This is a genomic window from Dysosmobacter sp., assembly GCF_052306735.1.
GTDB lineage: Bacteria > Bacillota > Clostridia > Oscillospirales > Oscillospiraceae > Oscillibacter.
This window is the reverse complement of sequence record NZ_DAWBAJ010000029.1, coordinates 1-26802: the sequence shown is the minus strand read 5'-3', so window position 1 is coordinate 26802 and position 26802 is coordinate 1. Positions and strand designations below refer to the sequence as shown.

Sequence of the window (26802 nt, the reverse complement as noted above, 5' to 3'; positions counted from 1 at the left end):
AGCGACACGAGGATTTTCAGTCCTCTGCTCTACCAACTGAGCTATCTGGGCAAATCTTTCCCGCGCCAAGGGGCGCGGTTGGGGAATTTCAACCCCGAGGGGACCAACGAGATGGGAACCCATCTCGTTGGAGATGGCGACCCGGAACGGGCTCGAACCGTCGACCTCTAGCGTGACAGGCTAGCGTTCTAACCAACTGAACTACCGGGCCATATAATAACAACTTCCTTGCGGAAAGTCAAGGTGGTGGGAACAACTGGACTCGAACCAGTGACCCCCTGCTTGTAAGGCAGGTGCTCTAACCAGCTGAGCTATGCTCCCCGATTGCCGCTTTCGTCAGACGGCAAAAATTATTATATGCAAAGCAGTCCCTTTTGTCAACGGTTTTTTCAAAAGTTTTTTATTTTTTTCTCATGCCCGCCAGCATGGCCTCCAGCTGTTCCCGGGTAAAGTGCTGGACATTGTCGCAGAAGCGGCAGGTGAGCTCCGCCTCCCCCTGATCGTCGATGAGGGACTTGAGCTCCGCCGGCCCCATGCTGATGAGGGCCCGCTCCATCCGCTCCCGGCTGCAGTAGCAGCGGTATTCGATGGGGCTGCGCTCCAGCACGTCGATCTCAAAATCCGAGAGCACCTTGCGCAGCATGGCCTCCGGGTCGCTGTTCTCCTGCAGCAGCCCCGTCACGGAACCGGCGGCCATGACGCCGCCCTCCACCCGGGCAATCACATTCTCCCCGGCGCCGGGCAGCAGCTGGATGAGGTAGCCGCCGGCGGAGAGCACGCTCTGGTCCCGGTCCACCAGCACACCCAGGCCGCAGGCGGTGGGAATCTGCTCGGATTCCACAAAATAGGCCGCCAGGTCCTCGGCGATCTCGCCTCCCAAAAGGCCCACGCTGCCCACATAAGGCTCTTTCATGTTCAGGTCCCGAATAACGGTCAGGGTACCCTCTGTGCCAACAGCAGTGCCCACGTCCAGCTTCCCGTCGCTGCGCAGGGGCAGATCCACCTCGGGATGATCCACGGTGCCCCGGACGTTGCCCTGGTTATCCGACACCGCCAGCAGCGTCCCCAGGGGTCCGCCGCCCTTGATCTGCAGCGTGACGCTGGCACCGTCCTCCTTCAGGGCATTGCCCATCATGGACGCCGCCGCCAAGGTGCGCCCCAGGGCGGCAGTTGCCACCGGCAGCGTCTTGTGGATCTGCCGGGCCCGTTCCGTCAATCCCCGGGTGGAGACCGCCGTAGCCTTTACAAAGCCATCCTTGCTGATGGCACGAATCAGTTGATCGCTCATCATTGAAAATACTCCTCTTTTGTGGTTGGGTGCGTCCGTTTCACGGCAGGGGCCGCACGGCCCGGAGGATCCAGCGATCCTCCTCCGGCTTTGGCGGGCGGCGGGTGAGATCTCCGGTCACCGTGATGTCCCGGAACCCGGACTCGGCAAGATAGGTCTCCAGCTCCTCCCGGCTCCAGGCCCGTTCCCGGTGCTCTTCAAAGTCCCGATCCCAGGCCCCGTCCTGGCGCAGGCGGAACAGATCCACCTGGTAGGTGCAGATCTTGGTCTTGGGGGAGAAAAACGTCCGCCAGCAGCAAAAGCTCTCCTCCGTCTCGTCCATATACATCTGCCCGTCCATCCGCTGGAGCTTGTATGGGGTGTTCACATCGAAAATAAAGGCGCCGCCGGGCTTCAATGCCCGGTACACCCGCCGCAGTGTCTCCTTAAGATCCGCCGTCCGGGTTAGGTAGTTGACGGCGTCCAGCGTACAGATGGCGGCGTCCACCGGCTCCGGCAGGCGCAGCCGGGGCATGGACTGGCACACAAACAGGGGCGGCTGCCCCGCAAGAGCCGCCGCCTTGTTCATAGCCTGGGTGAGCATCTCCTCCGAGGCGTCGGTAGCCGTCACCTGATAGCCCCGGCCGGCCAGCAGCCATGCCATGGTGCCGGTACCGCAGGCCAGGTCCAGCACCGTCTCCACCGGGATGGCGCTCTTTTGGAACAGCCGCTCCAGATAGTCTGCCCGGCGAAGGTATCCCACATCCTCTGTCAGGGCATCATAGCTGGAGGCCAGAGCCTCGTAACTGCTCACTGCTTCTTCCCCTTCATCCGCTCAAAGATCTTGGCATAGGCGCCGGTACCGTAGCTCAAAGACCGGTTCACCCGGCTGATGGTGGCGCTGGAGGCGCCGGTGCGCTCCAGAATATCGTTATAGATCATGCCGTCGTCCAGCAACGACGCCACTTCGAACCGCTGCTCCATGGCCCGCAGCTCGGAAACCGTGCAAAGATCCTGAAAAAACTCGTAGCACTCCTGCTCATCCTTCAGCTGCAAAATCGCCTTGTACAGCTGATCGTTCTTCTCTTTCTTTCCGATCTTGACCATTATAACCTCCACGCATATTCCGTCACATCAAACAAGCAGCCCCGCAGGCATACCACGGGGCCCCTTTGCAGTTCAGTTGTATTTTAACATTGTACTGTGTGAAAGTAAATAGCCCCAGCAGTAAAATTTTCCGGGCTCAATCAGGCATTTCGCCGGAACCGGGGCCCGTCTTTCCTCATATGCTGGCCCGAAGGCGATTTTTGCCTCTGGAAGGAGCGGGCCAATATGAAAACCCACCTGGAACATCTGCGTACGGAACCCTTTACCATCCACCGGGAATGGACGGAGTCGGACATCCCCGTGCTCCGGGCCTCTGTCTCCCTGCCGGAACCGGTTCCCGCCCTCAACGCCGTCTGCCGCCGCATTCGCCGGTACTACCGGCTGCAAGGGCGCGCCTTCCTTCGGTACTGCCAAAGGACGCTGCTCCCCATGGCCCAGTCGGAGGCCAGGGCCGCCCTGGCGGAGAGCCGCCCCCTGCCGGAGTTCCAGGCGGAACTGTCCTACGAGATCACCTACAACGCCCACGGATTCTGGAGTCTTTATACCCAGGTGCGGGAACACACCCTGCCGGGGCAGGACTTCCTGCTTCGCCGGGGAGACACCTGGGATCTGAACAGCGGATATCCCGCCGCCCTGGCCGACTTTTTCCCCCGCCGCAGCGGCTGGAAACGGAGGCTTTTATCCGCCGCGGAGGCGGAGGCCCTGCGCAGGGAACGGGCGGGGATCAGCCGCTACCGGGAAAGCCTGCGGCGGGATCTGCGGCGTCGCTTCAGTCCCCGGAACTACTATCTGACGGAGGAAGGCCTGGTCTTCTTCTACCCCATGTACGCCATCGCTCCGGCACGGGAGGGGATCCCGGCATTCACCCTGCCCTACGGAGAGGACATTCTCTTCCCTCCGGAAGCCCCGGCCCCGTCTTCCGGCACCTGAAATAGCAGAACCGGAGGGTCCTCTTCAAAAAAACACCGCCGTCCCATACGGACAGCGGTGTTTTGCGTACAAAAACAGCAGGTCACTTGCGGAGTTCTCCGCCCCGGACGGCGCTCACCACCATCTTGGTCAGCGCAAAGAGGGCGATGACGTTGGGAATGACCATCAGCTGGTTGAACATGTCGGAGAGGCCCCACACCAGGTCGCTGGAAGTGACGGTGCCCAGGAAGATGAACACCAGGGCGATCACCGTGTACACCACAGAAGCCTTGCGGCCGAAGAGATACACCACGTTGATCTTGCCGAAGAGATTCCAGCCCAGGATGGTGGAAAATGCAAAGAAGAACAGGCACACCGCCACGAACATGGCGCCCAGGGTGCTGCCGAAGACGGTGCCGAAAGCCGTCTGGGCCAGGTTGGTGTTATCGATGGTGGCGGCTACGGTGTCGGTATAGCCCCCCGCCAGGATCCCGCCCGGGGTGTACATGGTGGAGATGATGACCAGGGCGTTGAGGGTCAGCACCACGAAAGTGTCGATGAACACGCCGATCATAGCCACCACGCCCTGATCGTGGGGCTCAGCCACGTTGGCCAGGGCGTGGGCGTGGGGGGTGGAGCCCATGCCGGCCTCGTTGGAGAAGAGGCCCCGCTTGGCGCCCTGGCTGATAGCGGTCTTGAGAGCATAGCCCAGGCCGCCGCCGATGATGGCGTTGGGGGCGAAGGCATACTTGAAGATCAGGCCGAAGGTGGCAGGGAGAACCTGGATGCGCACCACCAGCACCACCAGGCCGCCCACCAGGAAGATGACGGCCATCACGGGCACCAGCTTCTCGGTGACGGCAGCCAGACGCTGCACGCCGCCCAGGAAGATCACCGCGCAGATGACCACCAGCACGATGCCCACTACCCAAGAGGGCACGCCGAAGGCCGTCTGGAAGGTGGAGCCGATGGAGTTGGACTGCACCATGCAGCCGAAGAAGCCCAGCGCCAGGATGATGGCGATGGCGAAGAAACCTGCCAGGAACTTGCCGAAGGCGCCCTTGAAGGCCGTGGTGATGTAGTACACCGGGCCGCCCTGGATATTGCCCTGGGCGTCCTTGATGCGGGTCTTCTGGGCCAGCACTGCCTCGGCGTAAATGGTGGCCATGCCGAAGAAGGCAATGATCCACATCCAGAAGATGGCGCCGGGGCCGCCGGTGAGGATCGCGCCGCTGGCGCCCACGATATTGCCGGTGCCCACCTGGGCCGCTACGGCGGTGGCCAGGGCCTGGAAGGAGCTCATACCACTCTCATGGCGGTCTCCGAACAGTTTGAGGTTACCGAACACCCGATGCATGCCCTCGCCGAAGCAGCGCACCTGCACGAAGCGGGTCTTGACGGAGAACCACAGTCCTACGGCGATCAGCAAGACCACCAGGATGTAGTCGGACAGATAGGTGTTGACGGTTGACACGATGGACAGTAACATTGGGAACTTCCTCTCCTTCTTACAGCAAACCGGTCGCCGGACAAGAAAAAAGCCGAACCCTGCCGATGCGGCAGCGTCCAGCCCGTTGACAACGGAAGCGGCGATCCCTGCCGCAAGCGCGGAGGATCCCACGTTCCCACTCTGTCCTTTTACCTGAGAGATTCAGCGGAAACCTCCGCCTTGCACCTTCGGTACTCTTTACGAGCTTCTCCAGAGCCACATCCGTCCATAGTCCCTACCCGATCACCGGGCGCCTGAGAGTTTTACTCCTTCGGCAGGCTTGCGCCGTTCCCCTACGGACTTCGTTTGCCGATATTTCGTTGTATGGAATACATTACCACGAACTTACCGCCGCGTCAAGCCCCTGCCGGGGCCTGCGCGGCGGTCTCATCAGAGTTCTTCCACGGACAAAACGCCTTTGGTGCGGTTGACCTCCGTCAAAAGCCGCTCCACCGGGCAGTGCTTGTTGAGCTGGAGGGTAAAAATTGCGCAGGCGTTGTGGTGTTCCGACTCCTGAGAACGGGTGATCTCCATATTGGTGACCTTCACGCTCATCTCCCGGAAGAGCTTGAGCACGTTCTCCAGGCAGTTTTTATTGGTGTACTCCATGTAGAGGTTGATCTCCGGGGCGTTATCCAGCATCCGGTACTCCAGCTTGGAAAAGAACATCTCCGCCAGCAAAATCAAAATCGTGGCGAAGATGCCGCCCTCATAAAAACCGCCTCCCAGGGTCAGTCCGATAATGGCCGCCGCCCACAGTCCCGCGGCGGTGGTCAGTCCCTTCACCCGGCGGCGGCGGGTGACGATGATGGTACCGGCACCGATGAAGCCGATGCCTGCCACCACCTGGGCGCCCAGGCGGGCCATATCCGTATAATAATGCATGCACAGATACAGGTACTGGCTGGTGAGGGTGGTCATGGCCGCGCCCAGACAGATAAGGATATGCGTGCGGAAGCCCGCCGGGCGGCGCTTGTATTCCCGCTCCATGCCAATGAGGCCGCCGCAGAGCACCGACAAAATCATCCGCGCTGCCACAGAGGCCAGCGTCACGTCCCGCAATCCGTCAAAAATCGGAATCATCGTCTCTCCCTCCCTCCGTCAGATCTCATCAATGGTGTACACGCTCTCCAGCTCGGAGAGGGCCGCCAGCACCCGGGTGTGGGCCTGGCGCTGATGCAGGCGGATAAACAGCACGGCGCTGGGGTTCTTGGAATACTCCTCCCGGCCCCGGTCGATGTCCACCTCGAAGATCTGCACATCCTGGGCCTTGATGCACGTGAGGATCTCCCCGATATCGTCCAGAGACTGAAATTCCACATAAATATTCATATTCCGCGCATTTTCAATGATGTACTGCTCAATGGGGGGCAGCAGGCGGACGGAGAGAAAAATCAGCACAAAGCCCAAAAACACGCATTCGTAAAAGCCCGCTCCCACAGCCAGGCCCATGCAGGCGGAGGCCCACAGGCCTGCCGCAGTGGTCAGGCCCTTGACCTCCTGGCGGCCTGTCACCAGGATGGTACCCGCACCCAGGAAGCCAATGCCGTTGATGACCTGGGCGCCGAACCGGGACACGTCCGTGCGGATGCCCGCCTCCGTGGCCAGCTCCGTCCAGACGTTGGTGACCATGTAATACTCGTACTGGCTCAGCAGCATGGTGAGGGCCGCTCCCATGCACACCAGCATGTACGTCCGGAAACCCGCCGGGCGCCGCTTGCGCTCCCGCTCCAGGCCGATGAGACCGCCGCAGAGCATGGCCAGCAGCAGCCGCACCAATACGGATACCAGATTCATTTCCCGCAGATAGTCCAGTGCCTGGATCATGATGGTCCCTTCTTTCCCCGGCAGCAGCCGTATGTGAAACAAGAAGGAAGAACTGGCCAGGTGCCATTTCTTCCTCCCGGCAGCGTCCCCCTCCCTGTGGAAAAGGCGTCGCGCTGCAAAATTTGTAACCGCTTACATTTTTGCTTACATACACATGTTCATGCAAACCCTATGCTGCATGATTTCTATTATGTGTACCATTTTTTTGCTAGAGTGTCAATCTTTTTGAAAATTTTGCGTTAATTTTTGTTGATTATATCAACCTGTACCAACCTCTTTTGGTACTTTAGCCATGGCTCACCCCAGCGTCACATCCAGGGCCATCATCACCAGGAAGCCCAGCATGACACTGACAGTTCCGGCGTGGGAGTGCTCACCCAACTGGGCCTCGGGGATCAGCTCCTCCACCACCACGTAGATCATGGCACCGGCAGCAAAGGACAGGATCCAGGGCATGATCCCGGTAAGGCTGCCTGCGGCCAGTACCGTCAGCAGACCGAACACCGGCTCCACCACACCGGAGGCTGCCCCGCAGGCGAAGGCCCGCCAGGTACCCACTCCCTGGGACTTGAGGGGCAGGGAAACAGCGGCGCCCTCCGGGAAGTTCTGCAGTCCCATGCCGATAGCCAGAGCCACGGCACCCGCCAGGGCACCGGAGCCGCCCTCCAGCGCCGCCACGGAAAAGCTCAGCCCCACGGCCATCCCCTCGGGGATATTGTGGAGGGTCACTGCCAGCACGATCATGGTGGTGCGCTTCCAGTGAGCAGGCAAGCCCTCCGGCTGGCTGCTGCCCACGTGCAGGTGGGGAAGCAGGCCGTCCAGCACCAGCAAAAAGGCGCCCCCCAGCACGAAGCCGCCGGCCACCGGGAGCAGCACCGCACCCCCGGCCTCCCGGACCATGTCCATGGCAGGGATCAGCAGAGACCACACCGACGCGGCCACCATCACCCCCGCCGCAAAGCCCAGAAATACCTTTTGGGTGAGATGGGACATCTCCTTTTTAAAAAAGAATACCAGCGCCGCACCCAGCACTGTGGCAAGGCAGGTAGCCCCGGTGCCCAGGGCGGCGTAAATCAGCTCCTTGTGCAGCATAACAGTCCTCCTTTTGGCCTCATCATACCCGATAGTTTACACTTATGTCAACCGCATTTGGAGTTGTTTTTATCACAGTTTTTTCCTCTCCACTGTGATATATTAAATCCAAATACCAGAGATAAGGGGGCGATTCCATGGATCTCCAGGAGATCATGAACCAGCAGTCCTTCGCAGTGGTGGGCGACACCGTCAATCCCGAAAAATATGCGGCCAAGATCAAAACGGGCCTGCTCTCCCAGGGCTACACCGTCCATGCCGTGGGCAAGGAGCTCTCCTCCCTCAACGACATTCCCGGTTCCCTGGATATCATCGACCTGTGCATCCGGCCGGACAAGGGCCTGGCCCTTTTGCAGGAGAACCGCAAGCCCTGCAAATGTGTGGTGCTCCAGCCGGGGGCCGACAGCCCGGAGATCATCGCCTGGCTGGAGGAGCAGCACCAGCCCTACCTCCAGGGCTGCCTGCTGGTGGGGATGCGGCTCTATCCCCGCAACGGCCAGTAACCGGTGAAAAAACAGCCCCTGTCTCAAAAAGAGACAGGGGCTGTTCTCTTTATATTGATAGGTGGCGTGTGCTCAGAACTCCGCGTTGCCCACCGTGCGGGGATGGGGCAGCACGTCCCGGATGTTGGCCACGCCGGTGAGGTACATCACCAACCGCTCGAAGCCCAGGCCAAAGCCTGCGTGGCGGCAGGAGCCGTAACGCCGCAGGTCCAGATACCACCAGTAGTCCTCGGTCTTCATACCCAGTTCCTTGATGCGCGCTTCCAGCACATCCAGGCGCTCCTCGCGCTGGCTGCCGCCGATGATCTCGCCGATGCCGGGCACCAGGCAGTCCGCTGCGGCCACAGTCTTGCCGTCGTCGTTGAGGCGCATATAGAAAGCCTTGATCTCCTTGGGATAGTCGGTGACAAACACCGGCTTCTTGTACACCTGCTCGGTGAGGTAGCGCTCGTGCTCCGTCTGGAGGTCACAGCCCCAGAAGACCTTGTAGTCGAACTTGTCGTTGTTCTTCTCCAGGATCTCCACCGCCTCGGTGTAGGTGACCCGGCCGAAGTCGGAGGAGGCCACATGCTCCAGCCGCTCCTTGAGGCCCTTATCCACGAAGCTGTTGAAGAAGTCCAGCTCCTGGGGGCATTTCTTCATGACTTCCCGGATGACGTACTTGATCATGGCCTCTGCCACGTCCATATCGCCCTTGAGGTCGCAGAAGGCCATCTCCGGCTCGATCATCCAGAATTCGGCAGCGTGGCGCTGGGTGTTGGAGTTCTCGGCCCGGAACGTGGGGCCGAAGGTATAGACATCGCCGAAGGCCATAGCGAAGTTCTCGGCATTGAGCTGGCCGGAGACGGTGAGGTTTGCGGGCTTTCCGAAGAAATCCTTGGAGAAGTCCACGGTGCCGTCCTCCTTGCGGGGCGGGTTCTCGGGATCCAGGGTGGTGACCCGGAACATCTCTCCGGCGCCCTCACAGTCGCTGGCGGTGATGATAGGGGTGTGGACATAGACAAAGCCCCGCTCCTGGAAGAACTGATGGATGGCGTAGGCCGCTACGCTCCGCACCCGGAAGGTGGCGGAGAAGAGGTTGGTGCGGGGCCGCAGATGCTGGATGGTCCGCAGGAATTCCACGCTGTGGCGCTTTTTCTGCAGGGGATAGTCCGGGGAGGACACGCCCTCCACAGCGATGGAGGTAGCTTTGACCTCCAGAGGCTGCTTGGCCTCCGGCGTCAGCACCACGGTGCCGGTGACGATCAGGGCGGCACCCACGTTCTGGCCGGCGATCTCTTTGTAATTTTCCAGGGTACCCGCGTCCATAACCACCTGGAGGTTGCGGAAGCAGGAGCCGTCGTTGAGCTCAATGAAGCCGAAGGTCTTCATGTCCCGGATGGTGCGGGCCCAGCCGCCCACCGTGACCGTCTGACCGGAGAGAGCTTCGCTGTCGGCGTAGATCGCCGCGATTTTCGTATAACTCATGAAAACTCACCTATTTTTCTGTTTTTACGGGGTTCTATGCAGATTCCAGGATATTGTACTCCACTTTTTCCAGTTTTACAAGAGAAACGTTCACATTTTCCAGGTGCTTACGCTTCACACGCTCTTTACCGGGGCCACCGGCTCTCTTTGGGCAGGCCCAGTACATAATCCGAGCTGACATGATAGTAAAGGCACAGCGTCCGCAGATGGTGCACCGGCATCTCGTTGACCCCCCGCTCATAGCGGGAATAGACCTGTTGGGTGGTGCCCAGTACCCGGGCCACCTGGCTTTGGGTCAGGTCCCGGTCCTCCCGCAGCTCCCGCAAAATGTCCGCATAGGATTTCATGAATTCGCCTCCCCCTGTCAGCATGTAACAGAGGCATTATTTCATGCGCACAAATTGCTGTCTACCATCCACGCCTGATGTGGCGTTCTGGTAAATGTAGGGAAAAAGCGCAAAAAGTGCCAAAAGAAGGAACTTTTTCTGCCATTTTTCCCTTAGGAAATCATCTCGCTTCCCACGGTGTAGCGCCCCCAGTGGCCGCCGCTGCTGACGGCAGTGCAGTCCGTGAAATAATAGGCTCCCAGGGGTGAGCGCCACTTCCGGGCATCAAAAGACACGCCGTCGTAGTCCGGCATCTGGTCACCAGGTCCCATATTGGGCAGACTGAACACCACCGGCTCCTCGCTCTCCGTAATGGAGAACAAGCACCCGGTTTCCCACTGGTAGAGTTCCGGCTTCTCTTCCCCCTCTCCGGCAGGGTCCCCCAGAGAAACCGGGGTAAGATAACCGTCCGCCGCCAGCTGGTCGTAGGTGGTCTCCATGGCCATGAGGCCGTGGGCGGCACCAAAGGCATAGGCCACCGCCGCCTGCTCGCTTCCGCTCAGCCGGGTCTGGGACAGATCCACCCCCAGCTCCGTAATGTTTTCATTGAGACCACTGTCCACATTCCACAGATCCTCCAACACCTGGAGATACAGCGCTCCCAAGTCGTCAAAATTCCCTGTAGAAAAGTCCAGGGCCGTAACGCCGGAGAAGCCCATAGGCCAGGACTCCTGGATACCGCCGTCAAAGGTCACCGTCACTGTGGTTCCCACCAGGGTCCCGCCGGGCAGGGCCTGATATGCCCCCGGTGCCGCCGGGTCAAAGTCCGTACCGTCCAGAGTCAGAGTCTCATCCCCCGGGGTCACGGTATAGAGGCCGGTGTCGCCGTCCTCCTCCGCCAGGATCAGCGTGCCGCCCTCCAGCACAGAGATCACACGGCACACCACGGTGTCCCCCACAGGTTCCTCCTGGGGCAGAACGTCCGTCTCACCGACGGTTCCTCCCGAGGCCGCACAGGCCGCCAGGAGGCAAGCGCAGGCATATAGCGTCAAAAACAGGCACCACTTTTTCATATTCATAGAAAATCCGCCTCCTCTCGTCCTTATGGACGGAGAAGGCGGCAATTTGGTTCCTGGGGAAGCACTTTTTTCACCACACCGGGATGAAAAAGGTCCAGGGAGCGGTGACAATGGCCAAGGACAATGCGACGATATGGGCCTCCCGGGGCGTCAGACCGGGGGTCTCTTGGAATCCCCTTCGGTCAAAGCGGTAGATGCACACCCCGGAGAGGACCACGGCGGCCAGCGTCCAAAGGAATGCCGCAGGATGCGCGAAGGGATTATACATCACAGGCCCCAGCCATGGTATCCAGAAAGCATCACGGCCGCCTGCCTCATACAGGATCAAGGCCAGCAGCAGCCAGGCAACACCGATGGCGTCGGCGGCAAACCCCCGCAGCCACACCCGCCACCAAAGACGCTTCAGCAGCCGCCCCTTGTCCTTGCATTTTAGGAACAGCAGGGCACAGAACAGCACGGCTGTATCGATCAGTAGGTTGCCCAGCAAGGTCACCGGCAACACCCAGGGAAACAGGGGAAAGAACATCCACAGGAGCCACACCGGGATGATCATATTGTAGAGCCGGACCTCACGTTTTTTCACGAGCATGCTCCTTTCCCTGTCTCACCAACGCCCCCGCCAGGATTCCTCCCAGGGCAAAGCCTGCAGCTACCCACGCCTGAAACAGGGCGCTCTCGTGATACAGCAAAAACACATGGGGCACCGTCAGCAAACCGCAGGCCACCGGGTAAAGCAGCGCCACTCCCTGCCGTCTGCCTACGCTCCATCCGGTAACCAGGCAGAAAAAGGGCAGCAGCACATAGGGATACAGCAGTCCCGTCAGCACTGGGATGTCGCTGCTTTGCTCCAGCAAGCGCAACACAGGCGGCACCGCCAGCTCCACCACCGCCGCCAGGGCGAGATACCCCCGGATGGGACGCAGGCTCCAGATCTCCCCCGACGTTTCCGGCTGCGCCAGTCCCAGACGCTCCCGAATGCGCCGCAGTTCCGAGCGCCAGTGGAGATACCGCAGCAGCCACACCACGGCATAGGCGAACCAGTACATACCCAGCAGCGTAAGCCAGGTCTGCCAGGATCCCCACAGCAATCCGCACACCCAGCACAGCCCGGCAAACAGGGCGGAGGACACCAGTAGATGCAGTGCCGTCCGCACCGCTACCGCATGTCCGCTGCCCTCCATAGGCGGCACCGCCAACCCCACCGTCACGCCGAAACCGAAGCCTAAAGCCAGTTCCACTGCAAGCAGCACCTGCCAGGGCCAGCCGGTGGCCTCCAGGACCGATGCGCGCACCAGCAGGGGATCCCCCGGCATCACGCTGAGGCTGTTGAGCCAGATCACCGTCAGGGGCACCGCCGTCATGGCCAGCAGTCCCCCCACAAGTCCCCAAAGAAGCTGCCTGCGAAGCAGCGAGGGCTCATAGAAGTCTCTCATATCCCCAGCACCTCCTTGATCCTGCGCACATACCGACGGGAGGCCCAGCACACGGTGCCGTCCGCCAGGGTCACCCGTATGGTTCCCGTAAGGGTCAGGTCCAGGGCCGTCACCTTTTTGAGATTCACGATCTCCGAATGGGAAATCCGGGCAAAGCGATGGGCTGCGAACCGCTGCTCCAGCTCATAGAGCCGTTGGTGCACGGTGTAGGTGCCTCGCTCCGTCTGGGCCAGCACCCCCTTGTCCTCCCCGTAAAAGCGGAGGATATCCCCTGTCTGAAGGGGCACCGCCTCCCCCTCCCGGAAGCCCAGGAGGGTCTCCGGCCCCTCCAGCCGGGCAAGCAGGTTCTCTACCTCCGGCGTCATAGCGGGAGCCCGGACCACCACCTGAGGCTCCGACAACGCGGGATCCAGCTCCAGCCTGATGTCCATGCCCGCTCCCTCCCTTCTTGTCTCCAGTATACGAATTCCTGCCCGCCCCGTCCAGTCTTCCGCGACGGTCGGCACCTTTCCCTGGACCGTCGGTCTCCCCACTTGCGCCGGGCAGCCGGGTCTGGTATGATGGGGAAACCGGAAACTGCTCCGGCAAATCTCACAGTTTGGGAGGTTCCCATGGAAAGGACGTTGTATTTGCCTGAGGGTACCACCGTCACCGGCTTTGTCGTGCTTGGTTCCCCCTGGGGACTGCTGGGACTCTGGCTGGCCGCCATCAATCTGGTGACCTTTTGCATCTTTGGCCTAGATAAGTGGAAAGCCAAACGGAAAGCTAAAAATGAGGCCGTCCGCCGGGTACCGGAGAAGACGCTGTTCCTCCTCTCCATTCTGGGAGGCAGCGTGGGCGCCCTTCTGGGAATGCGGGTCTTTCACCACAAGACGCTCCACAAGAGCTTCCGCTACGGCATCCCCGCCATTTTGGCTCTGCAGATCCTGATCCCCTTGGGGATCTGGCTCCGGCACACCCTCGGATAGAAAAGAGACGGCTTGCCCGTCTCTTTTTCACTGCATCATCCTCTGCTGACGGGATCGCATACGCCGTTTCCTTCGTAAATCCGTAATCGATTACCTTTTTCTTGACACCAGGGCCTGCTGGTTGTATGGTAGTAACGGAAGGGAAACCTCTGATTTTTACGAATCTTTCATTTTTTTGAATGCGTATTTTGTGGTAAACTACGATTGGTAAATCGATTTTCTATTTGCAGGAAAGGCGGTATCGACTCATGAGAAAAACCAAGATCGTCTGCACACTTGGCCCCGCCACCGACCGGGAGGGCGTGCTGAGGGAAATGCTCCTGGCGGGAATGAATGTGGCCCGCTTCAACTTTTCCCATGGCAGTCACGAAGAGCATAAGCAGCGTCTGGATCAGCTCAAGGCCCTGCGGGAGGAACTGGATCTGCCGGTAGCCGCCATGCTGGACACCAAAGGCCCCGAGATCCGGCTGCGGTCTTTCCGCAACGGCTCCGTGATGCTCAAAACCGGCCAGGATTTCACCCTCACCACCGAGGATGTCCCGGGTGACGAAACCCGCTGCGCCGTCACCTATGCGGAGCTTCCCCAGGATGTGAAAGCCGGCAACACCATTTTGCTGGATGACGGACTGGTGCGCCTGACGGTGCTGGAGACCACCGCTTCCACGGTTCACTGCCGGGTGGAAAACGACGGCATCATGAAAAACAACAAGGGCGTCAATATCCCCGGCGTGCGGCTGTCCCTGCCTTACATGAGCCAGCGGGACCGGGAGGACATCCTCTTCGGCGCCGAGCAGGGCTTTGACTTCATTGCTGCCAGCTTCGTCCGCACCGCCGCCGACGTCCGGGAGATCCGCCGTCTGCTGGACAGCGTGGGCTCCAAGATCCGCATCATCGCCAAAATCGAAAACCAGGAGGGCGTGGACAACCTCTCCGAAATTCTCTCCGTCTCCGACGGCATTATGGTGGCCCGGGGCGACATGGGTGTGGAGATCGACTTTACGGAGATCCCCATCCTGCAAAAGCAGATGATCTCCCAGTGCGTTGCCTGCGGCAAGCCCGCCATCACCGCCACCCAGATGCTGGACTCCATGATGGAGCATCCCCGGCCCACCCGGGCGGAGATCACCGACGTTGCCAACGCCATCTACGACGGCACCTCCGCCATCATGCTCTCCGGCGAGACCGCCGCAGGCAAGTACCCGGTGGAGGCCGTGCGCACCATGGACGCCATCGCCGTGCGCACTGAAGGTGAGATTGACTACACCAAGCGCATGAAGCGCCTGGCGGGATCCAGCCGCCTGTCCATTGCTGCAGCCACCGCCCATGCCGCCTGCACCACCGCCGCCGACATCGGTGCCGACGCCGTCATTACCGTCAGCCAGCGGGGCACTACCGCCCAGATGGTCAGCCGCTTCCGCCCCGCCACCACCGTCATTGCCTGCCTGCTGGATGAGCAGGTGCGCCGCCAGATGTCGTTGTACTTCGGCGTGGTTCCGCTGATGATGCCCTATGCCAGCAGCACCGACGAACTGGTGGATTTCGCAGTGGAGGCCGCTGAGAAGGCGGACCTGGTCAAGCAGGGGGATCTGGTGGTGGTCACCGCCGGGGTCCCCGTGGGCGTGGCCGGCACCACCAACATGATCCGGGTACACCTGGTGGGCGGCTTCCTCCTCAACGGCGTGGGCATCGGCACCAAGAATGCCTCCGGCCCCCTGTGTGTGTGCCGCTCTCACGAGGATGTGGCTGCCAAGTTCCACCCCGGCGACGTACTGGTGGTCCCCTATACCACCAATGACCTGCTGAGCTATATCCGTCAGGCTGCCGCCGTCATCAGCGAGGAGTCCGGCGGCAACAGCCACGCCGCCACCGTGGGACTGACGCTGGACAAGGCCGTCATTGTGGGCGCCACCGGCGCCACCCAGCGGCTGCGGGACGGCACCATGGTCTCCGTGGACTGCGTCCGGGGCGTGGTGCAGACCCTGCCCCAGTAAATACTTCATGTTTACCCCAGCCAGCCGGGCCGCTTTTTTTAGAAGCGGCCCGGTTTTTTTGTTTGTCGGTCTATCGGAATATTTATTGGCCCAGTTTTGTCCACCGTCGGAAAACAGTGCTTTTTTACAAAAATTTTCTGCATATTTTTCCATTCTTCCGCATTGCAAAACTGTCTGTCACACTGTATACTGTGGTTTTATAGGGCAAGTTGACACAACCGCTTGACGCCTACGGGCGGATCCCTCCGTCCGGCAATACCACTAAGAGGAGGATACATTATGGCAAATTTGACGTTATGGGAACAGGTCAAGGAGTGGAAATCCGAGCAGTACAAGTGGGTAGACCTGACCCATGAGCTTAGTCCCGAGACCCCCCACTGGTACGGCTTCAAGCCGCTGCAGGCCGACCTGCTGTTTGACTATGTGGAAGGCACCCCGGACGATATGATGGCTCCCATGCGCTGCATCCAGTACAGCGTGGCCAGCCAGTACGGCACCCACACCGACGTGCCCCGCCACTTCTGGGGCCATGGCCGGGATATGAGCGCCATCACCGTCAAGGAACTGATGTATCCCCTGGTGGTCATCGACAAGTCCGCCGAGTGCGCCGCCAATCCGGACTTCATGCTGACGGTGGATGACCTGAAGGCCTGGGAGGCCCAGTACGGCCGCATCCCCGAGGGTGCCTTTGTGGCCTTCCGGTCCGACTGGTACAAGAAGCCCAACCTGGACAACCCCGACGAGAACGGCGTCCCCCACTATCCCGGCTGGGACAAGGCCGCCATCCAGTGGCTGGTGGAAGAGCGCAACATCGGCGCCATCGGCCATGAGCCCGCCGACACCGACCCGGGCTTCGTCACCACCAAGGAAGGCGCCTATCCCTATCCCGGTGAGCAGTACATTCTGGAAGTGGACCGTATCCAGGTGGAGGTCATGCGCAATCTGGACCAGGTTCCCCCTGTGGGCAGTGTCATCGTTCTGGGCTTTCCCAAGCTCAAGGACGGCACCGGCTTCCCCACCCGCTGCTTCGCCATCTGCCCCGTGGAATAAGTGATCCGGCGGAGGGCGCTGCATGCTGATGCCGCGCCCTCCCGCTTCATGCCGCCCCGGCGGCCATATCTTACGATTTACAGGAGGAATACACTATGGCACTGGAATTTGATGAACAGCTCTCCCGTCTGGAAAAGCCCAGCCGCGATGAGATGACCAACAAGGAGTACGCCGTCTTCAACGAGAACGTGGAGAGCATGGAGAAAAACTGGGGCTTCATCAACAACCTCTTCAAGGTTCTGCCCCTCAACGCCTCCCAGTACATCGGCTTTTTGAACTTCAAGGGCTCCCTTTTCAACCCCGAGACCTGCTACCTCACCAATGCCGACAAGGAGATGATCGGCGTGGTGGTCTCCTCCATCAACTGCTGCTCCTACTGTCTGACCACTCACGGTGATACCCTGCGGGGCTATACCAAGAACCCCATGCTGGTGGATAAGCTCAGCTACAACTTCCGCTCCGCCAAAGACCTGCTGACGGAGAAGCAGTATGCCCTGTGCGAGTATGCCTGGTACGTCACCAAGCATGCCGACGAGATCGACGAGACCCAGATTGAAAAGCTCCGGGCCGTGGGCTTCAACGACCACGAGATCCTGGAAGCTGCCTTTGTGGCGGGCTTCTTCAACTACACCAACCGCTGGGTCTCCACCATCTCCCCCATTGCCAATCCCGGCCACTTCAGCCACAACCGTAATTTCGAGAAGTAAGGAACAACCATGGCATACGAAAAGCTCTTTGAAAAGGGCCGCATCGGCCCCCTCACCATCCGCAACCGGGCCGTCATGTCCCCTATGGGCACAGACCTGGCGGACACCAACGGCAACGCCACCCCCCGGCTCATCGCCTACTACGCTGAGCGGGCCAAGGGCGGCATCGGCCTCATCATCAATGAGTATACCGGCGTGGACGATGTGGACTCCATCCCCACCCAGCACAACCTCCGCATGGCCCAGGACTACAACGTCAAGGCCGCTGAGGAGCTCACCCGTACCGTCCACCAGTACGGAGCCAAGATCTTCGCCCAGCTGCACCACGGCGGCGCCACCTCCAAGTCTGCCTTTACCGGGCGGCAGAACCTCAGCCCCAGCGGCATCCCCATGGCCCCCGGCGGCGAGGTGCCCCGGGAGATGACCCTGGAGGACATCAAGCGGGTGCAGGACAAGTTCGTGGCGGCTGCCGTGCGCTGTAAAAAGGCAGGCTATGACGGTGTGGAACTCCACGGCGCCCACGGCTATCTGATGACCCAGTTCCTCAGCGAGTACTACAATCACCGTACCGACCAGTACGGCGGCTCTCTGGAGAACCGCTGCCGCTTCATCGACGAGATCATCGCCGCCATCCGGGCAAAGCTGGGCAACTACCCCATCTCTGTACGCATCTGCGGCGATGAAATGACCCCGGAGCCGGGTTTCTGGGATCTGGAAGGCGGCCTTGCCATCGGCAAGCATCTGGAGGCCCAGGGCATCGACTGCATTAATATCTCCAACGGCAGCGCCTGGAACGGCAATGCCAACTGCGAGCCCTTCTCCTATACCCCGGGCTGGAAAAAGCACGTGGCCAAGGCTTTCAAGGAGGCTCTGTCCATCCCCGTCATCGCCACCAACACCATCAAGGACCCGGATTTTGCCGAGTCTTTGCTGGAAGAGGGCGTGTGTGACTTTGTGGCTCTGGGCCGCAGCCAGTTTGCCGACCCGGAGTTTATGAACAAGGCCAAGGCCGGGCATCCGGAGAAGATCCGCAAGTGCATCGGCTGCATGTACTGCCGGGAGCGTCTGCTGGGCAACGCCATGCCGGTGGAGTGCTCCCTGAACCCCCGTCTGGGAACCGAATACCGCTACCGCTGGCAGGACCTGCAGAAAAATGGAGCCGGCCAGAGCGTTGTGGTGGTAGGCGGCGGCCCCGGCGGCATGGAGTGCGCCATCATTCTGGCAAAGCGGGGCTTTGATGTAACGCTGCTGGAAGCAGGCGACAAGCTGGGCGGCACCTTGAACATCGCCAAGCTCCCGCCCTTCAAGGCCAACCTCCAGGGCGTCACGGATGTGCTTGCTCTGGAGATGGAGGAACTGGGCGTTACCGTCAAGTGCGGCGTCCGGGCCACGCCGGAGCTGGTGGCCGCCATGAAGCCCGCCGGCGTGTTCCTGGCAGTGGGCGCGCCCCCCGTGGTCCCCAAGTCCATTCCCGGTATTGAAAAGGCGGTGCTGGCGGAGGATGTGATCCTGGGCAAGGTGCCCTGCCAGGGCTCCGTGGCCCTCATCGGCACCGGCCTCACGGGCCTGGAGTGCGCAGAGATGATCCTGGAACAGGGCCATCCCCTCACCATGGTGGAGATGAACCCCACCGTGGGCCAGGGCATCTACAATGTGGTCTTCAACGACATTTACAGCCGCATCCAGCCCCATGATCCAACCGTCCTCACCAGCCACAAGCTCACCGCCGTCACCGACAGCGGCGTCACGGTGGAGGATCTTACTACCGGGGAATCCAAAGCTGTAGCCGCGGACACGGTGGTACTGGCTCTGGGCACCCACAACCAGGAGGCCCTGGCGGAGCAGTTTGAGGCCGCCGGCCTTCCCACTTTCCTGGTGGGCAGCGCCGAGACCCCGGGCCGCATCGCCGGTGCCGTGCGCTCCGGCTTTGAAAAGGCCTGGGTATTCCAGGCGGAATAAATCCGTAAAAAAGAGACCGGACAGGAAACTGTCCGGTCTCTTTTTGTGTTTTCATCAAACAGACATCAGCACCCGTTGAGGGGGTTCACATCTCCCTCGGGAGGTACGATGCAAAGGCCCATCAGTTCTCCGTCGCCGGTGTTGCCGAAGTTGTGGCGCACGCCGCCGGGAATGTGGACCCAAGTGCCAAACTCCAGAGGCACCCGCTCTTTGTCAATGAGGAAGTAGCCCTCCCCCTTGATGCACATGAACCAGTGGCACCAGGGATGGGAGTGGATGCTGCTCTCGGCTCCAGGCTCCAGGGTGAACAGGCGCATGACGTAATCGTCCCAAAAGCGTCCATCGGGTCCGAATACGATCTTCTTGGTGGAGTTTTCAATAAAATGGCCGCCGGTGACCACAGGCAGGTCCCGGATATTGCCGGAATACTGGCTCATGCGCAGCTCCCCTTTCCCATTGAAATGATGGTTCCAGTATAGGCCTCTCCGTCCCAAAAATCAAGGGGGTGGAAAAAGCCGGGACCGTCCTGAGAGGACGGTCCCGGCTGTATGTTTCTTCCAATCAGGGCTTTCCTGCGGGAGGCTGAGGTGCCGCGGGATCCGGGGTGTCGAACACCGCCTTGGCCCCCGCCGCCAAACCCGCCAGGCCCTGGAGCTCGGAGGGAATGATGATCTTGGTGGCCTTGCCGTCCGCCACCTTGGCCATGGTCTCCAGCGCCTTGAGCTTGACCACCTGGTCGTTGGGAGCAGCCTCGTTGAGGAGCTTCAGAGAGTCCGCCATGGCCTGCTGCACCTGCATGATGGCCTGGGCCTCGGCCTCGGCAGCCATGATGCGGGCTTCCTTTTCGCCCTGGGCCTTCAGAATGGCAGCCTGCTTGGCGGCGTCCGCCTTCAAGATGGCGGACTGCTTCTCGCCTTCTGCCACCAGAATCTGGGACTGCTTCTGGCCTTCCGCCTGGAGGATGGACTCCCGGCGCTCCCGCTCCGCCTTCATCTGCTTTTCCATGGCATTCTGGATCTCCTTGGGCGGGATGATGTTCTTGAGCTCCACCCGGTTGACCTTGATGCCCCAGGGATCCGTGGCCTCGTCCAGGATGGAGCGCATCCGGGAGTTGATGGTATCACGGCTGGTGAGGGACTGGTCCAGCTCCATGTCGCCGATGATATTGCGCAGCGTAGTGGCCGTCAGGTTCTCGATGGCGTTCATGGGATGCTCCACGCCGTAGGTGTAGAGCTTGGGATCCGTAATCTGGAAATAGATGACGGTGTCGATCTGCATAGTGACATTATCCTTGGTGATGACGGGCTGGGGCGCGAAATCCGCCACCTGCTCCTTGAGGCTCACCTTCTTGGCCACCCGCTCGATAAAGGGCACCTTCAGGTGCAGTCCCACGTTCCACACTGCCCGGAAGGCTCCCAGGCGTTCCACCACGTAGGCCTTGGACTGCTGGACGATGACGATGTTGCTGATGATCACCAGCAGCACCAGAATCACCAGAATAATGGCTACAATCGTCCCGATACTCGGAATACTCGGCATGTGCACTCTTCCCTTCTTTTTTCTTAATTTTTCCTCTTATGTATCACTTCTCCACCAGGAGTTTCACACCTTCCATACCGGCAATGCGCACCTGCTCTCCCACAGGGATCACCTCGCCGTCGGTGCTGCGGGCCGTCCAGGTCTTGCCGTCCACATACACCGCGCCGGTGGAATCGTCATTGTCAATGACCTCCGTCACCTTGGCGGTGCGGCCCAGCACCCGGTCGGCATTGGTGTGCACCACCCCTTTTTGGGTGAGTTTTCGAACCAGGGGACGGGTCAGCACCAGCGCCGCGGCGGAAACCACCACAAACGCCACCAGCTGCACCCCGGTGCCGGCTCCCAACAGCGTGACCGCCAGTGCCGCTGCGGCACCCGCCACAAACCAGATAGACACCAGTCCGGCGGTCAAGGCCTCCACCACGCCGAAGAGCACAATGGCCCCCAGCCAGATCCATACCATCAACACGCTTGTTTCCTCCTTTCCCACTCCGGAAAATCCGCATGCGCGTTTTGTTGGTTGTAGTGTATCACAGGGCGCGGGGAAATACCATATCATTTCGGTAACAATTCCACCGCACCGCTGCCATTTGTTGCACAATGGCCCATTTGCTGGTATACTGAGGTCAAATCTTACCTTACAAAGGAGACATATCCATGATCCTGACGGTTCCCTGCCTCTTCGGGCTGGAATCCCTGGTGGCGGACGAGATGCGCCGCCTGTCCCTTCGGGACGTCCGGGCGGAAAACGGCCGGGTCCACTGCACCGGCACCCTGGCAGATATCGCCCGTCTGAATATCAACCTGCGCTGCGGCGCCCGGGTGCTGATGGAGCTGGGCTCCTTCCCCGCCCCGGACTTTGAGGCCCTGTTTCAGGGGGTGGCGGCCCTGCCCTGGGAGGACTACATTCCCCGGGACGGTGAATTCCCGGTGAAGGGCTACTCCCTGAACTCCACGCTCCACTCTGTTCCGGCCTGCCAGGCCATTGTGAAAAAGGCCTCCGCCAAGCGGCTGGGGAATGCCTACGGCTGCGAGACCCTGCCGGAGACCGGCAGCCGCTACCAGATCCAGTTCTCCATCGTCAAGGACGTGGCCACTTTGTACCTGGACACCTCCGGCGAGGGGCTCTACAAGCGGGGCTACCGGGCCCAGAACATGGGTGCCCCCCTGCGGGAGACCCTGGCAGCCGCCCTGGTCACCCTCTCCCGCTACCGGGGAAAGGATCCCTTCTGCGACCCCTTCTGCGGCAGCGGCACCATCCCCATCGAGGCGGCCCTCATCGCCAAGAACCGGGCCCCGGGCCTGGACCGGAACTTCTCCGCCCAGAAGTGGAAGAACATGCCCTCCAGGCTGTGGATGGAGGCCGCCGACGAAGCCATGGACAAGGAATTCCACGGCACCTACGACATCTGGGGAGGCGACATCGACCCGGCGGCAGTGGAGCTGGCCCGGCACAACGCCTCCCTGGCAGGGGTGGAGGACTGCATCCGCTTCGAGGTGGCGGACGCAGGCGCTTTCCACCGGGAGAGCGAATACGGCCAGCTGGTGACCAACCCGCCCTACGGCGAGCGGCTGCTGGAGAAAAAGGAGGCCGAGGAGCTCTACCGGTCCTTTGGACGGGCGCTCCGGGATCTGCCCCCCAAGTGGCGGGTGGTGGTACTCAGCTCCCACACGGAGTTCGAGCGGTGCTTCGGCCGTCCTGCCGATAAAAAGCGCAAGCTCTACAACGGCATGCTCAAGTGCGACGCCTTTTTCTACGGAAAATGATTCCTCTGCGTATTTTGCGCCCCATGTTATACAAATAGAACTGATCAGAGGGGAGAGAACTCCCGATGAAGCACATATTCATCATCAACCCCAAGGCCGGGAAGCGGGATCAGACCACCCGCATCCTGGCCATGGCGGAGCGGCTGCGGCAAGCACACGGACTGGAGTGCTCCTGCATGCTGACAGACCGCCCCGGCGGTGCCACGGATATGGCCCGCCGTCTGGCGGAATCCGGAGAGGAAGTGCGCCTGTACGCCTGCGGCGGGGACGGCACGGTTTCAGAGGTCGCCAACGGCGCCGCGGGATTCCCCAATGCCGCCATGACCTGCATCCCCGCCGGAACCGGAAATGACTTTCTCAAAAACTTCGGCGCCGACGCGGAAAAATTTACCGACGCGGAAAACCTCTGGGACGGAGCGGTCTTTCCCCTGGATCTCATTGACTGCAATGGCCGCTATTGCCTCACCATCGCCTGCAACGGCATCGATGCCCGGATCGCCGAGAGCGTACACCAGTACACCAGCTCCCCCCTTCTCAGCGGCCGGGGCAGCTACCTGGTGTCCGTGGGGATCAACTTCCTCTTCCGCCCCATCGGCAGCCACTGGACTGTCCGTCTGGACGACGAGGTCCTGGAGGACAACTTTGCCCTGGTGTCTATGTGCAACGGGCGCTACTACGGCGGCGGCTCCACCCCGGTGCCCCAGGCCCGGATGAACGACGGCGTTCTCCACACGGTGTTGGTGAAAAACGTCCCGAAAACCGCTTTTGCCCGGCTCTTTCCCGCCTACTCCGCCGGACGCTGGCAGGATCTTCCGGAATCCCTGATCCGGGTCTCCGCCGCCCGGGAGGTGCGCATCCAGTCGGAAACGGACATCGTCACCTGCCTGGACGGCGAGTGCTTCCGCAGCCGGGACGTCCGCATGCGCCTGGCGGACAAGCGCCTCAACTTTTTCGGCCCCAAGGGCTGTGACCCCAACGCCACGGCCAAATGATCCAAGCCCTCCGCCGCCCTGCGGCCGGAGGGCTCTTTGCTTTCCGGAAAGCTTTGCCGCCGGTTCACCGTGCTTGAGGCGGAATTTGCAAATTCACAAATATTTCATAGATACCCCCTTTACAAATGGAAATCATTGCGCTAATATAACAGCGTTAGCACTCGAGAGAGTTGAGTGCTAACGCTGAAATTCGTTTAATTTTTTTATATCTATAAGGAGGAACCCATTATGAAACTCACTCCGCTTGCAGACCGTGTGATTTTGAAGATGGTGGAAACCGAGGAGACCACCAAGGGCGGCATCATCCTTACCGGCTCCGCCAAGGAAAAGCCCTCTGTGGCCGAAGTCATCTCCGTGGGCCCCGGCGGCAATGTGGACGGCAAGGACATCGTCATGACTGTCAAGCCCGGCGATAAGGTCATCACCAGCCAGTACGCCGGCACCAAGGTCTCCCTGGAAGACGTGGAGTATGTGGTCGTCCGTCAGAACGACATTCTGGCCATCGTGGAATAAAAAATCGAAGGGGAGCAGGCTCCTCCTCGACCTCTCCCACCACCAGTGACATCGGTCACTGGTGTACGCCGCCCCAGGCGGCTGAAGTCGGGGTATTTTCGCCACGTACACGCCGCGGCGAAAATGATTTCATTGCTTTTCCTTTTTGGGGAAAGCCAAAACGTGTAAATTCATCTTCTATTTGGAGGTAATGCATTATGTCTAAGCTCATTAAGCGCGGCGACGAGGCCCGTAAGGCCCTGGAAGCCGGCGTCAATTCTCTGGCCGATACCGTCAAGATCACCCTGGGCCCCAAGGGCCGCAACGTGGTTCTGGACAAGAAGTACGGCGCTCCCCTCATCACCAACGACGGCGTCACCATCGCCAAGGAGATTGAACTGGACGATCCCTTTGAGAACATGGGTGCTCAGCTGGTGAAGGAAGTTTCCACCAAGACCAACGACGTGGCCGGCGATGGCACCACCACCGCTACCCTGCTGGCTCAGGCCATGATCCACGAGGGCCTGAAGAACCTGGCTGCCGGTGCCAACCCCATTGTGGTGCGCAAGGGCATGGCCAAGGCTGTGGAGGCTGCTGTGGCTGAGGTCAAGAAGCAGGCCAAGACCGTGGACGGCTCCAAGGACATCGCCCGTGTCGGCGCGGTTTCCAGCGGCGACGAGGAGATCGGCAAGCTGATCGCCGATGCCATGGAGAAGGTCAGCGCCGACGGCGTCATCACCATTGAGGAGTCCAAGACCGCTGAGACCTACAGTGAGGTCGTGGAAGGCATGCAGTTTGACCGCGGCTATATCACGCCCTACATGGTCACCGACACCGAGAAGATGGAAGCCAACCTGGACGATCCCTATATCCTCATCACCGATAAGAAGATCTCCGTCATCGCCGACATCCTGCCCATCCTGGAGCAGCTGGTGCAGGCCGGCAAGAAGCTGCTGATCATCGCCGAGGACGTGGAGGGCGAGGCTCTGTCCACCCTGATCGTCAACCGTCTGCGCGGCACCCTGAACGTCTGCTGCGTGAAGGCCCCTGGCTTCGGCGACCGCCGCAAGGAGATGCTGCAGGATATCGCCACCCTCACCGGCGGTACCGTCATCAGCGAGGAAGTCGGTCTGGAGCTGAAGACCGCCACCATCGATATGCTGGGCCGTGCCCGTCAGGTGAAGGTCACCAAGGAGAACACCACCATCGTCGACGGTTCCGGCGACGCTCAGGCCATCAAGGACCGGGTTTCTCAGATCCGTGCTCAGATCGCTGTCACCACCTCCGAGTATGACAAGGAGAAGCTGCAGGAGCGTCTGGCCAAGCTGGCCGGCGGCGTGGCTGTCATCAAGGTCGGCGCTGCCACCGAGACCGAGATGAAGGAGAAGAAGCTGCGTATTGAGGACGCCCTCAACGCCACCCGCGCCGCTGTTGAGGAAGGCGTTGTGGCCGGCGGCGGCACCATCTTCGTCAACATCATTCCCGCCGTGGAAGCCCTGCTGAACACGGTTGAGGGCGATGAGAAGACCGGTGTCCAGATCGTGGCCAAGGCTTTGGAGGCTCCTATCCGTCAGATCGCTGCCAACGCCGGTCTGGACGGCTCTGTGATCCTGGAGAAGGTCCGCAATTCCGGCAAGAACGGCTATGGCTTTGATGCCTATAAGGAGGAGTACTGCGACATGGTCTCCGCCGGTATCATCGATCCCGCTAAGGTGACCCGCTCCGCTCTGGAGAACGCCGCTTCCGTCTCCGCCATGGTACTGACCACCGAGTCCCTGGTGGCGGATAAGCCCGAGCCCCCCGCTCCCGCTCCCGCTGCTCCCGATATGGGCGGCATGTACTAAAAAATAGCCCCTGACCCTTGAGGACAGCTGGATCTTCTGTGGCTGGTGTCCCCGATTTACACCAAATCTACACCAATTCAGCGCTTGATAGGCAGAATATCAGCCCGCCGGTTCCTTTTGGAGCCGGCGGGCTGATCATGTTTATGTATCCACTTTTCAGTCGTGACCACAAGAACTCTGGTCGTAAATTCTTCAGACTGTAAGTATCTGAAAATCACTCAATGCCATTTTGGGGATAGCTGCTAACGGGTTTGGATCACTGACCCCTGTACGCGATCAGATGCCCATCGGCCGCTCTGGTTGAAGGCACTTCTTTCCCAACATATCTTATCCGCGCAGGATCTCTCTGACGATGGGAGCCAGCGCAGAGAGATCCGTGAAGTCCACCTGTTTTCCGTAAGTCTCCAGCAGCGCCTGGTCCTCAGCGGACCTCTGCCGTGCCGGCTTCCTGCGCAGGGAGAAGCACATTGCGGCCATCATGGCCCGGTGGCGTGGGGACAGAACGGCATAGTCAATACCGCCCCGGAGGTGGAAGAGAACGGCCCGCTCCGAAAGCTCCGGCGGCAGCTGCTTTTGAAGTGCCGCGCGAATATGCGCCCGGTTCTGCGGCTCCGCAGGGTCGGCCAGACCCACAGTGGCCACGATCAGCCGCTGGCCATCCCCGAGGGAAAGTCCTTTCATTGCCTGCTTGAGCCCCAGCACCCCGCCGGCATAGAGCGCCCCAAGATAGACAAGGATACTCCCCTCAGCCAGCCTGTGGAATTCCCCACAGGGGATGGCGGGCAGGCCGGTGAGCCGGGAGAGCTCCTCCGCATACCGGCGGGTCGTGCCGTATTTGCTGCCATAGACGATGAGCCCATCCATCTGTGAAAATGCCTCCCTTTGCACAGCGCATTTATCCAGCCCTGCGGTAAAATTTACGTTTACGACAGAGCGGCGATGATCTTCTCCATGGCGGCGTAGCTGGGCATGGCGGCCACCTGGGTGATCTCCG

28 protein-coding genes, 2 tRNA genes and 1 riboswitch are annotated in these 26802 nt (G+C 60.6%); of the genes, 11 read left to right on the top strand and 19 right to left on the bottom strand.

Annotated features, from left to right (window positions below):
* Window positions 1-134: 134 nt before the first annotated feature.
* From ACT67G_RS08370 to ACT67G_RS08350, 5 genes are all read right to left on the bottom strand, one after another.
* Window positions 135-211: transfer RNA gene (locus tag ACT67G_RS08370), tRNA-Asp, on the bottom strand.
* A 33-nt stretch (window positions 212-244) separates the two neighbouring features.
* Window positions 245-321, bottom strand: a tRNA-Val gene (locus ACT67G_RS08365).
* A 79-nt stretch (window positions 322-400) separates the two neighbouring features.
* Window positions 401-1288, bottom strand: a complete 888-nt coding sequence (gene hslO / locus ACT67G_RS08360; RefSeq protein WP_443663947.1) for an Hsp33 family molecular chaperone HslO — start codon at window positions 1286-1288, stop codon at window positions 401-403.
* A 40-nt stretch (window positions 1289-1328) separates the two neighbouring features.
* Window positions 1329-2081, bottom strand: a complete 753-nt coding sequence (locus ACT67G_RS08355; protein ID WP_325246005.1) for a class I SAM-dependent DNA methyltransferase — start codon at window positions 2079-2081, stop codon at window positions 1329-1331.
* The gene (locus ACT67G_RS08350) at window positions 2078-2374 is read right to left on the bottom strand and encodes a YerC/YecD family TrpR-related protein (protein ID WP_325246007.1); all 297 of its coding nucleotides are present in this window, start codon (window positions 2372-2374) and stop codon (window positions 2078-2080) included. The genes ACT67G_RS08355 and ACT67G_RS08350 overlap by 4 nt, the downstream gene beginning before the upstream one ends.
* Window positions 2375-2599: 225 nt before the next feature.
* Here ACT67G_RS08350 and ACT67G_RS08345 point away from each other — a divergent pair, with 225 nt between their 5' ends.
* Window positions 2600-3304: an RsiV family protein gene (locus ACT67G_RS08345; RefSeq protein ID WP_443663946.1), complete on the top strand. Its 705-nt coding sequence runs from the start codon at window positions 2600-2602 to the stop codon at window positions 3302-3304.
* A gap of 82 nt (window positions 3305-3386) precedes the next feature.
* Here the strand turns inward: ACT67G_RS08345 and ACT67G_RS08340 are convergent, their stop codons facing one another.
* The 4 genes from ACT67G_RS08340 to ACT67G_RS08325 form a co-directional block, all read right to left on the bottom strand.
* A complete protein-coding gene (locus ACT67G_RS08340; RefSeq protein WP_326216538.1) occupies window positions 3387-4772 on the bottom strand; it encodes an alanine/glycine:cation symporter family protein in 1386 nt (461 codons plus the stop codon).
* A 131-nt stretch (window positions 4773-4903) separates the two neighbouring features.
* Window positions 4904-4996, bottom strand: a riboswitch (glycine riboswitch).
* Window positions 4997-5162: 166 nt separating this feature from the next.
* Complete coding sequence (locus tag ACT67G_RS08335) at window positions 5163-5855, bottom strand: MgtC/SapB family protein (protein ID WP_325246013.1); 693 nt, start codon at window positions 5853-5855, stop codon at window positions 5163-5165.
* 18 nt (window positions 5856-5873) lie between these two features.
* Entirely contained in the window at window positions 5874-6599 is a 726-nt protein-coding gene (locus ACT67G_RS08330) for an MgtC/SapB family protein (RefSeq protein ID WP_325246015.1), read from the bottom strand.
* A 297-nt stretch (window positions 6600-6896) separates the two neighbouring features.
* Entirely contained in the window at window positions 6897-7691 is a 795-nt protein-coding gene (locus ACT67G_RS08325) for a ZIP family metal transporter (protein ID WP_443663945.1), read from the bottom strand.
* A 137-nt stretch (window positions 7692-7828) separates the two neighbouring features.
* On the opposite strand from ACT67G_RS08325, the gene ACT67G_RS08320 reads away from it, so the two are divergent.
* A complete protein-coding gene (locus ACT67G_RS08320) occupies window positions 7829-8194 on the top strand; it encodes a CoA-binding protein (RefSeq protein WP_325246019.1) in 366 nt (121 codons plus the stop codon).
* Between the two features lie 72 nt (window positions 8195-8266).
* Here the strand turns inward: ACT67G_RS08320 and asnS are convergent, their stop codons facing one another.
* From asnS to ACT67G_RS08290, 6 genes are all read right to left on the bottom strand, one after another.
* Window positions 8267-9661, bottom strand: coding sequence for an asparagine--tRNA ligase (gene asnS, locus ACT67G_RS08315; protein ID WP_325246021.1), 1395 nt, complete (start codon window positions 9659-9661; stop codon window positions 8267-8269).
* Between the two features lie 125 nt (window positions 9662-9786).
* A complete protein-coding gene (locus ACT67G_RS08310; RefSeq protein ID WP_325246023.1) occupies window positions 9787-10008 on the bottom strand; it encodes a helix-turn-helix domain-containing protein in 222 nt (73 codons plus the stop codon).
* Between the two features lie 152 nt (window positions 10009-10160).
* Complete coding sequence (locus ACT67G_RS08305; protein ID WP_443663944.1) at window positions 10161-11066, bottom strand: hypothetical protein; 906 nt, start codon at window positions 11064-11066, stop codon at window positions 10161-10163.
* Between the two features lie 70 nt (window positions 11067-11136).
* Window positions 11137-11649: a hypothetical protein gene (locus tag ACT67G_RS08300; protein WP_443663943.1), complete on the bottom strand. Its 513-nt coding sequence runs from the start codon at window positions 11647-11649 to the stop codon at window positions 11137-11139.
* Entirely contained in the window at window positions 11636-12499 is an 864-nt protein-coding gene (locus tag ACT67G_RS08295; RefSeq protein ID WP_443663942.1) for a hypothetical protein, read from the bottom strand. The genes ACT67G_RS08300 and ACT67G_RS08295 overlap by 14 nt, the downstream gene beginning before the upstream one ends.
* A complete protein-coding gene (locus ACT67G_RS08290) occupies window positions 12496-12930 on the bottom strand; it encodes a LytTR family DNA-binding domain-containing protein (protein WP_443663941.1) in 435 nt (144 codons plus the stop codon). The genes ACT67G_RS08295 and ACT67G_RS08290 overlap by 4 nt, the downstream gene beginning before the upstream one ends.
* 180 nt (window positions 12931-13110) lie before the next feature.
* Between ACT67G_RS08290 and ACT67G_RS08285 the strand changes: the two genes are divergently transcribed.
* From ACT67G_RS08285 to ACT67G_RS08265, 5 genes are all read left to right on the top strand, one after another.
* Window positions 13111-13467, top strand: coding sequence for a DUF1294 domain-containing protein (locus tag ACT67G_RS08285; RefSeq protein WP_325246032.1), 357 nt, complete (start codon window positions 13111-13113; stop codon window positions 13465-13467).
* 248 nt (window positions 13468-13715) lie between these two features.
* A complete protein-coding gene (gene pyk, locus ACT67G_RS08280; protein ID WP_443663940.1) occupies window positions 13716-15458 on the top strand; it encodes a pyruvate kinase in 1743 nt (580 codons plus the stop codon).
* A 279-nt stretch (window positions 15459-15737) separates the two neighbouring features.
* On the top strand, window positions 15738-16508 hold the full coding sequence (locus ACT67G_RS08275; RefSeq protein ID WP_325246036.1) for a cyclase family protein: 771 nt from the start codon (window positions 15738-15740) through the stop codon (window positions 16506-16508).
* Window positions 16509-16603: 95 nt separating this feature from the next.
* On the top strand, window positions 16604-17215 hold the full coding sequence (locus tag ACT67G_RS08270) for a peroxidase-related enzyme (protein WP_325246038.1): 612 nt from the start codon (window positions 16604-16606) through the stop codon (window positions 17213-17215).
* Window positions 17216-17224: 9 nt separating this feature from the next.
* A complete protein-coding gene (locus ACT67G_RS08265; RefSeq protein ID WP_443663939.1) occupies window positions 17225-19174 on the top strand; it encodes an oxidoreductase in 1950 nt (649 codons plus the stop codon).
* 65 nt (window positions 19175-19239) lie between these two features.
* Here the strand turns inward: ACT67G_RS08265 and ACT67G_RS08260 are convergent, their stop codons facing one another.
* The 3 genes from ACT67G_RS08260 to ACT67G_RS08250 all read right to left on the bottom strand — a co-directional run bounded on the left by ACT67G_RS08260 (window position 19240) and on the right by ACT67G_RS08250 (window position 21176).
* Window positions 19240-19611, bottom strand: coding sequence for a cupin domain-containing protein (locus ACT67G_RS08260; protein WP_325246042.1), 372 nt, complete (start codon window positions 19609-19611; stop codon window positions 19240-19242).
* A 124-nt stretch (window positions 19612-19735) separates the two neighbouring features.
* Entirely contained in the window at window positions 19736-20713 is a 978-nt protein-coding gene (locus ACT67G_RS08255) for an SPFH domain-containing protein (protein ID WP_325246044.1), read from the bottom strand.
* A 43-nt stretch (window positions 20714-20756) separates the two neighbouring features.
* Window positions 20757-21176 carry an NfeD family protein gene (locus tag ACT67G_RS08250; protein ID WP_326216543.1) on the bottom strand — a complete coding sequence of 140 codons (420 nt, stop codon included), beginning with the start codon at window positions 21174-21176 and terminating at the stop codon, window positions 20757-20759.
* A 194-nt stretch (window positions 21177-21370) separates the two neighbouring features.
* On the opposite strand from ACT67G_RS08250, the gene ACT67G_RS08245 reads away from it, so the two are divergent.
* The 4 genes from ACT67G_RS08245 (at window position 21371) to groL (ending at window position 25808) form a co-directional block, all read left to right on the top strand.
* Window positions 21371-22480 (top strand): THUMP domain-containing class I SAM-dependent RNA methyltransferase, encoded by a 1110-nt coding sequence (locus ACT67G_RS08245; protein WP_443663938.1) that lies wholly within the window; start codon window positions 21371-21373, stop codon window positions 22478-22480.
* Between the two features lie 65 nt (window positions 22481-22545).
* Window positions 22546-23472, top strand: coding sequence for a diacylglycerol/lipid kinase family protein (locus ACT67G_RS08240; protein ID WP_443663937.1), 927 nt, complete (start codon window positions 22546-22548; stop codon window positions 23470-23472).
* Between the two features lie 228 nt (window positions 23473-23700).
* Window positions 23701-23985, top strand: coding sequence for a co-chaperone GroES (locus tag ACT67G_RS08235; RefSeq protein WP_443663936.1), 285 nt, complete (start codon window positions 23701-23703; stop codon window positions 23983-23985).
* 197 nt (window positions 23986-24182) lie between these two features.
* Complete coding sequence (gene groL, locus ACT67G_RS08230; RefSeq protein WP_326216509.1) at window positions 24183-25808, top strand: chaperonin GroEL; 1626 nt, start codon at window positions 24183-24185, stop codon at window positions 25806-25808.
* A 327-nt stretch (window positions 25809-26135) separates the two neighbouring features.
* On the opposite strand, the gene ACT67G_RS08225 is transcribed toward groL, so the two are convergent.
* Window positions 26136-26672, bottom strand: coding sequence for a flavodoxin domain-containing protein (locus ACT67G_RS08225; protein ID WP_204900862.1), 537 nt, complete (start codon window positions 26670-26672; stop codon window positions 26136-26138).
* Between the last annotated feature and the right edge of the window lie 130 nt (window positions 26673-26802).

Coding starts and splice junctions, on each gene's coding strand:
- ACT67G_RS08245 (WP_443663938.1), top strand. CDS start 21,371: ATGATCCTGACGGTTCCCTGCCTCTTCGGGCTGGAATCCCTGGTGGCG.
- ACT67G_RS08350 (WP_325246007.1), bottom strand. CDS start 2,374: ATGGTCAAGATCGGAAAGAAAGAGAAGAACGATCAGCTGTACAAGGCG.
- ACT67G_RS08260 (WP_325246042.1), bottom strand. CDS start 19,611: ATGAGCCAGTATTCCGGCAATATCCGGGACCTGCCTGTGGTCACCGGC.
- ACT67G_RS08290 (WP_443663941.1), bottom strand. CDS start 12,930: ATGGACATCAGGCTGGAGCTGGATCCCGCGTTGTCGGAGCCTCAGGTG.
- ACT67G_RS08330 (WP_325246015.1), bottom strand. CDS start 6,599: ATGATCCAGGCACTGGACTATCTGCGGGAAATGAATCTGGTATCCGTA.
- ACT67G_RS08295 (WP_443663942.1), bottom strand. CDS start 12,499: ATGAGAGACTTCTATGAGCCCTCGCTGCTTCGCAGGCAGCTTCTTTGG.
- ACT67G_RS08275 (WP_325246036.1), top strand. CDS start 15,738: ATGGCAAATTTGACGTTATGGGAACAGGTCAAGGAGTGGAAATCCGAG.
- hslO (WP_443663947.1), bottom strand. CDS start 1,288: ATGAGCGATCAACTGATTCGTGCCATCAGCAAGGATGGCTTTGTAAAG.
- groL (WP_326216509.1), top strand. CDS start 24,183: ATGTCTAAGCTCATTAAGCGCGGCGACGAGGCCCGTAAGGCCCTGGAA.
- ACT67G_RS08270 (WP_325246038.1), top strand. CDS start 16,604: ATGGCACTGGAATTTGATGAACAGCTCTCCCGTCTGGAAAAGCCCAGC.
- ACT67G_RS08285 (WP_325246032.1), top strand. CDS start 13,111: ATGGAAAGGACGTTGTATTTGCCTGAGGGTACCACCGTCACCGGCTTT.
- ACT67G_RS08340 (WP_326216538.1), bottom strand. CDS start 4,772: ATGTTACTGTCCATCGTGTCAACCGTCAACACCTATCTGTCCGACTAC.
- ACT67G_RS08250 (WP_326216543.1), bottom strand. CDS start 21,176: ATGGTATGGATCTGGCTGGGGGCCATTGTGCTCTTCGGCGTGGTGGAG.
- ACT67G_RS08320 (WP_325246019.1), top strand. CDS start 7,829: ATGGATCTCCAGGAGATCATGAACCAGCAGTCCTTCGCAGTGGTGGGC.
- asnS (WP_325246021.1), bottom strand. CDS start 9,661: ATGAGTTATACGAAAATCGCGGCGATCTACGCCGACAGCGAAGCTCTC.
- ACT67G_RS08265 (WP_443663939.1), top strand. CDS start 17,225: ATGGCATACGAAAAGCTCTTTGAAAAGGGCCGCATCGGCCCCCTCACC.
- ACT67G_RS08335 (WP_325246013.1), bottom strand. CDS start 5,855: ATGATTCCGATTTTTGACGGATTGCGGGACGTGACGCTGGCCTCTGTG.
- ACT67G_RS08345 (WP_443663946.1), top strand. CDS start 2,600: ATGAAAACCCACCTGGAACATCTGCGTACGGAACCCTTTACCATCCAC.
- ACT67G_RS08310 (WP_325246023.1), bottom strand. CDS start 10,008: ATGAAATCCTATGCGGACATTTTGCGGGAGCTGCGGGAGGACCGGGAC.
- ACT67G_RS08255 (WP_325246044.1), bottom strand. CDS start 20,713: ATGCCGAGTATTCCGAGTATCGGGACGATTGTAGCCATTATTCTGGTG.
- ACT67G_RS08325 (WP_443663945.1), bottom strand. CDS start 7,691: ATGCTGCACAAGGAGCTGATTTACGCCGCCCTGGGCACCGGGGCTACC.
- ACT67G_RS08240 (WP_443663937.1), top strand. CDS start 22,546: ATGAAGCACATATTCATCATCAACCCCAAGGCCGGGAAGCGGGATCAG.
- ACT67G_RS08235 (WP_443663936.1), top strand. CDS start 23,701: ATGAAACTCACTCCGCTTGCAGACCGTGTGATTTTGAAGATGGTGGAA.
- pyk (WP_443663940.1), top strand. CDS start 13,716: ATGAGAAAAACCAAGATCGTCTGCACACTTGGCCCCGCCACCGACCGG.
- ACT67G_RS08305 (WP_443663944.1), bottom strand. CDS start 11,066: ATGAATATGAAAAAGTGGTGCCTGTTTTTGACGCTATATGCCTGCGCT.
- ACT67G_RS08225 (WP_204900862.1), bottom strand. CDS start 26,672: ATGGATGGGCTCATCGTCTATGGCAGCAAATACGGCACGACCCGCCGG.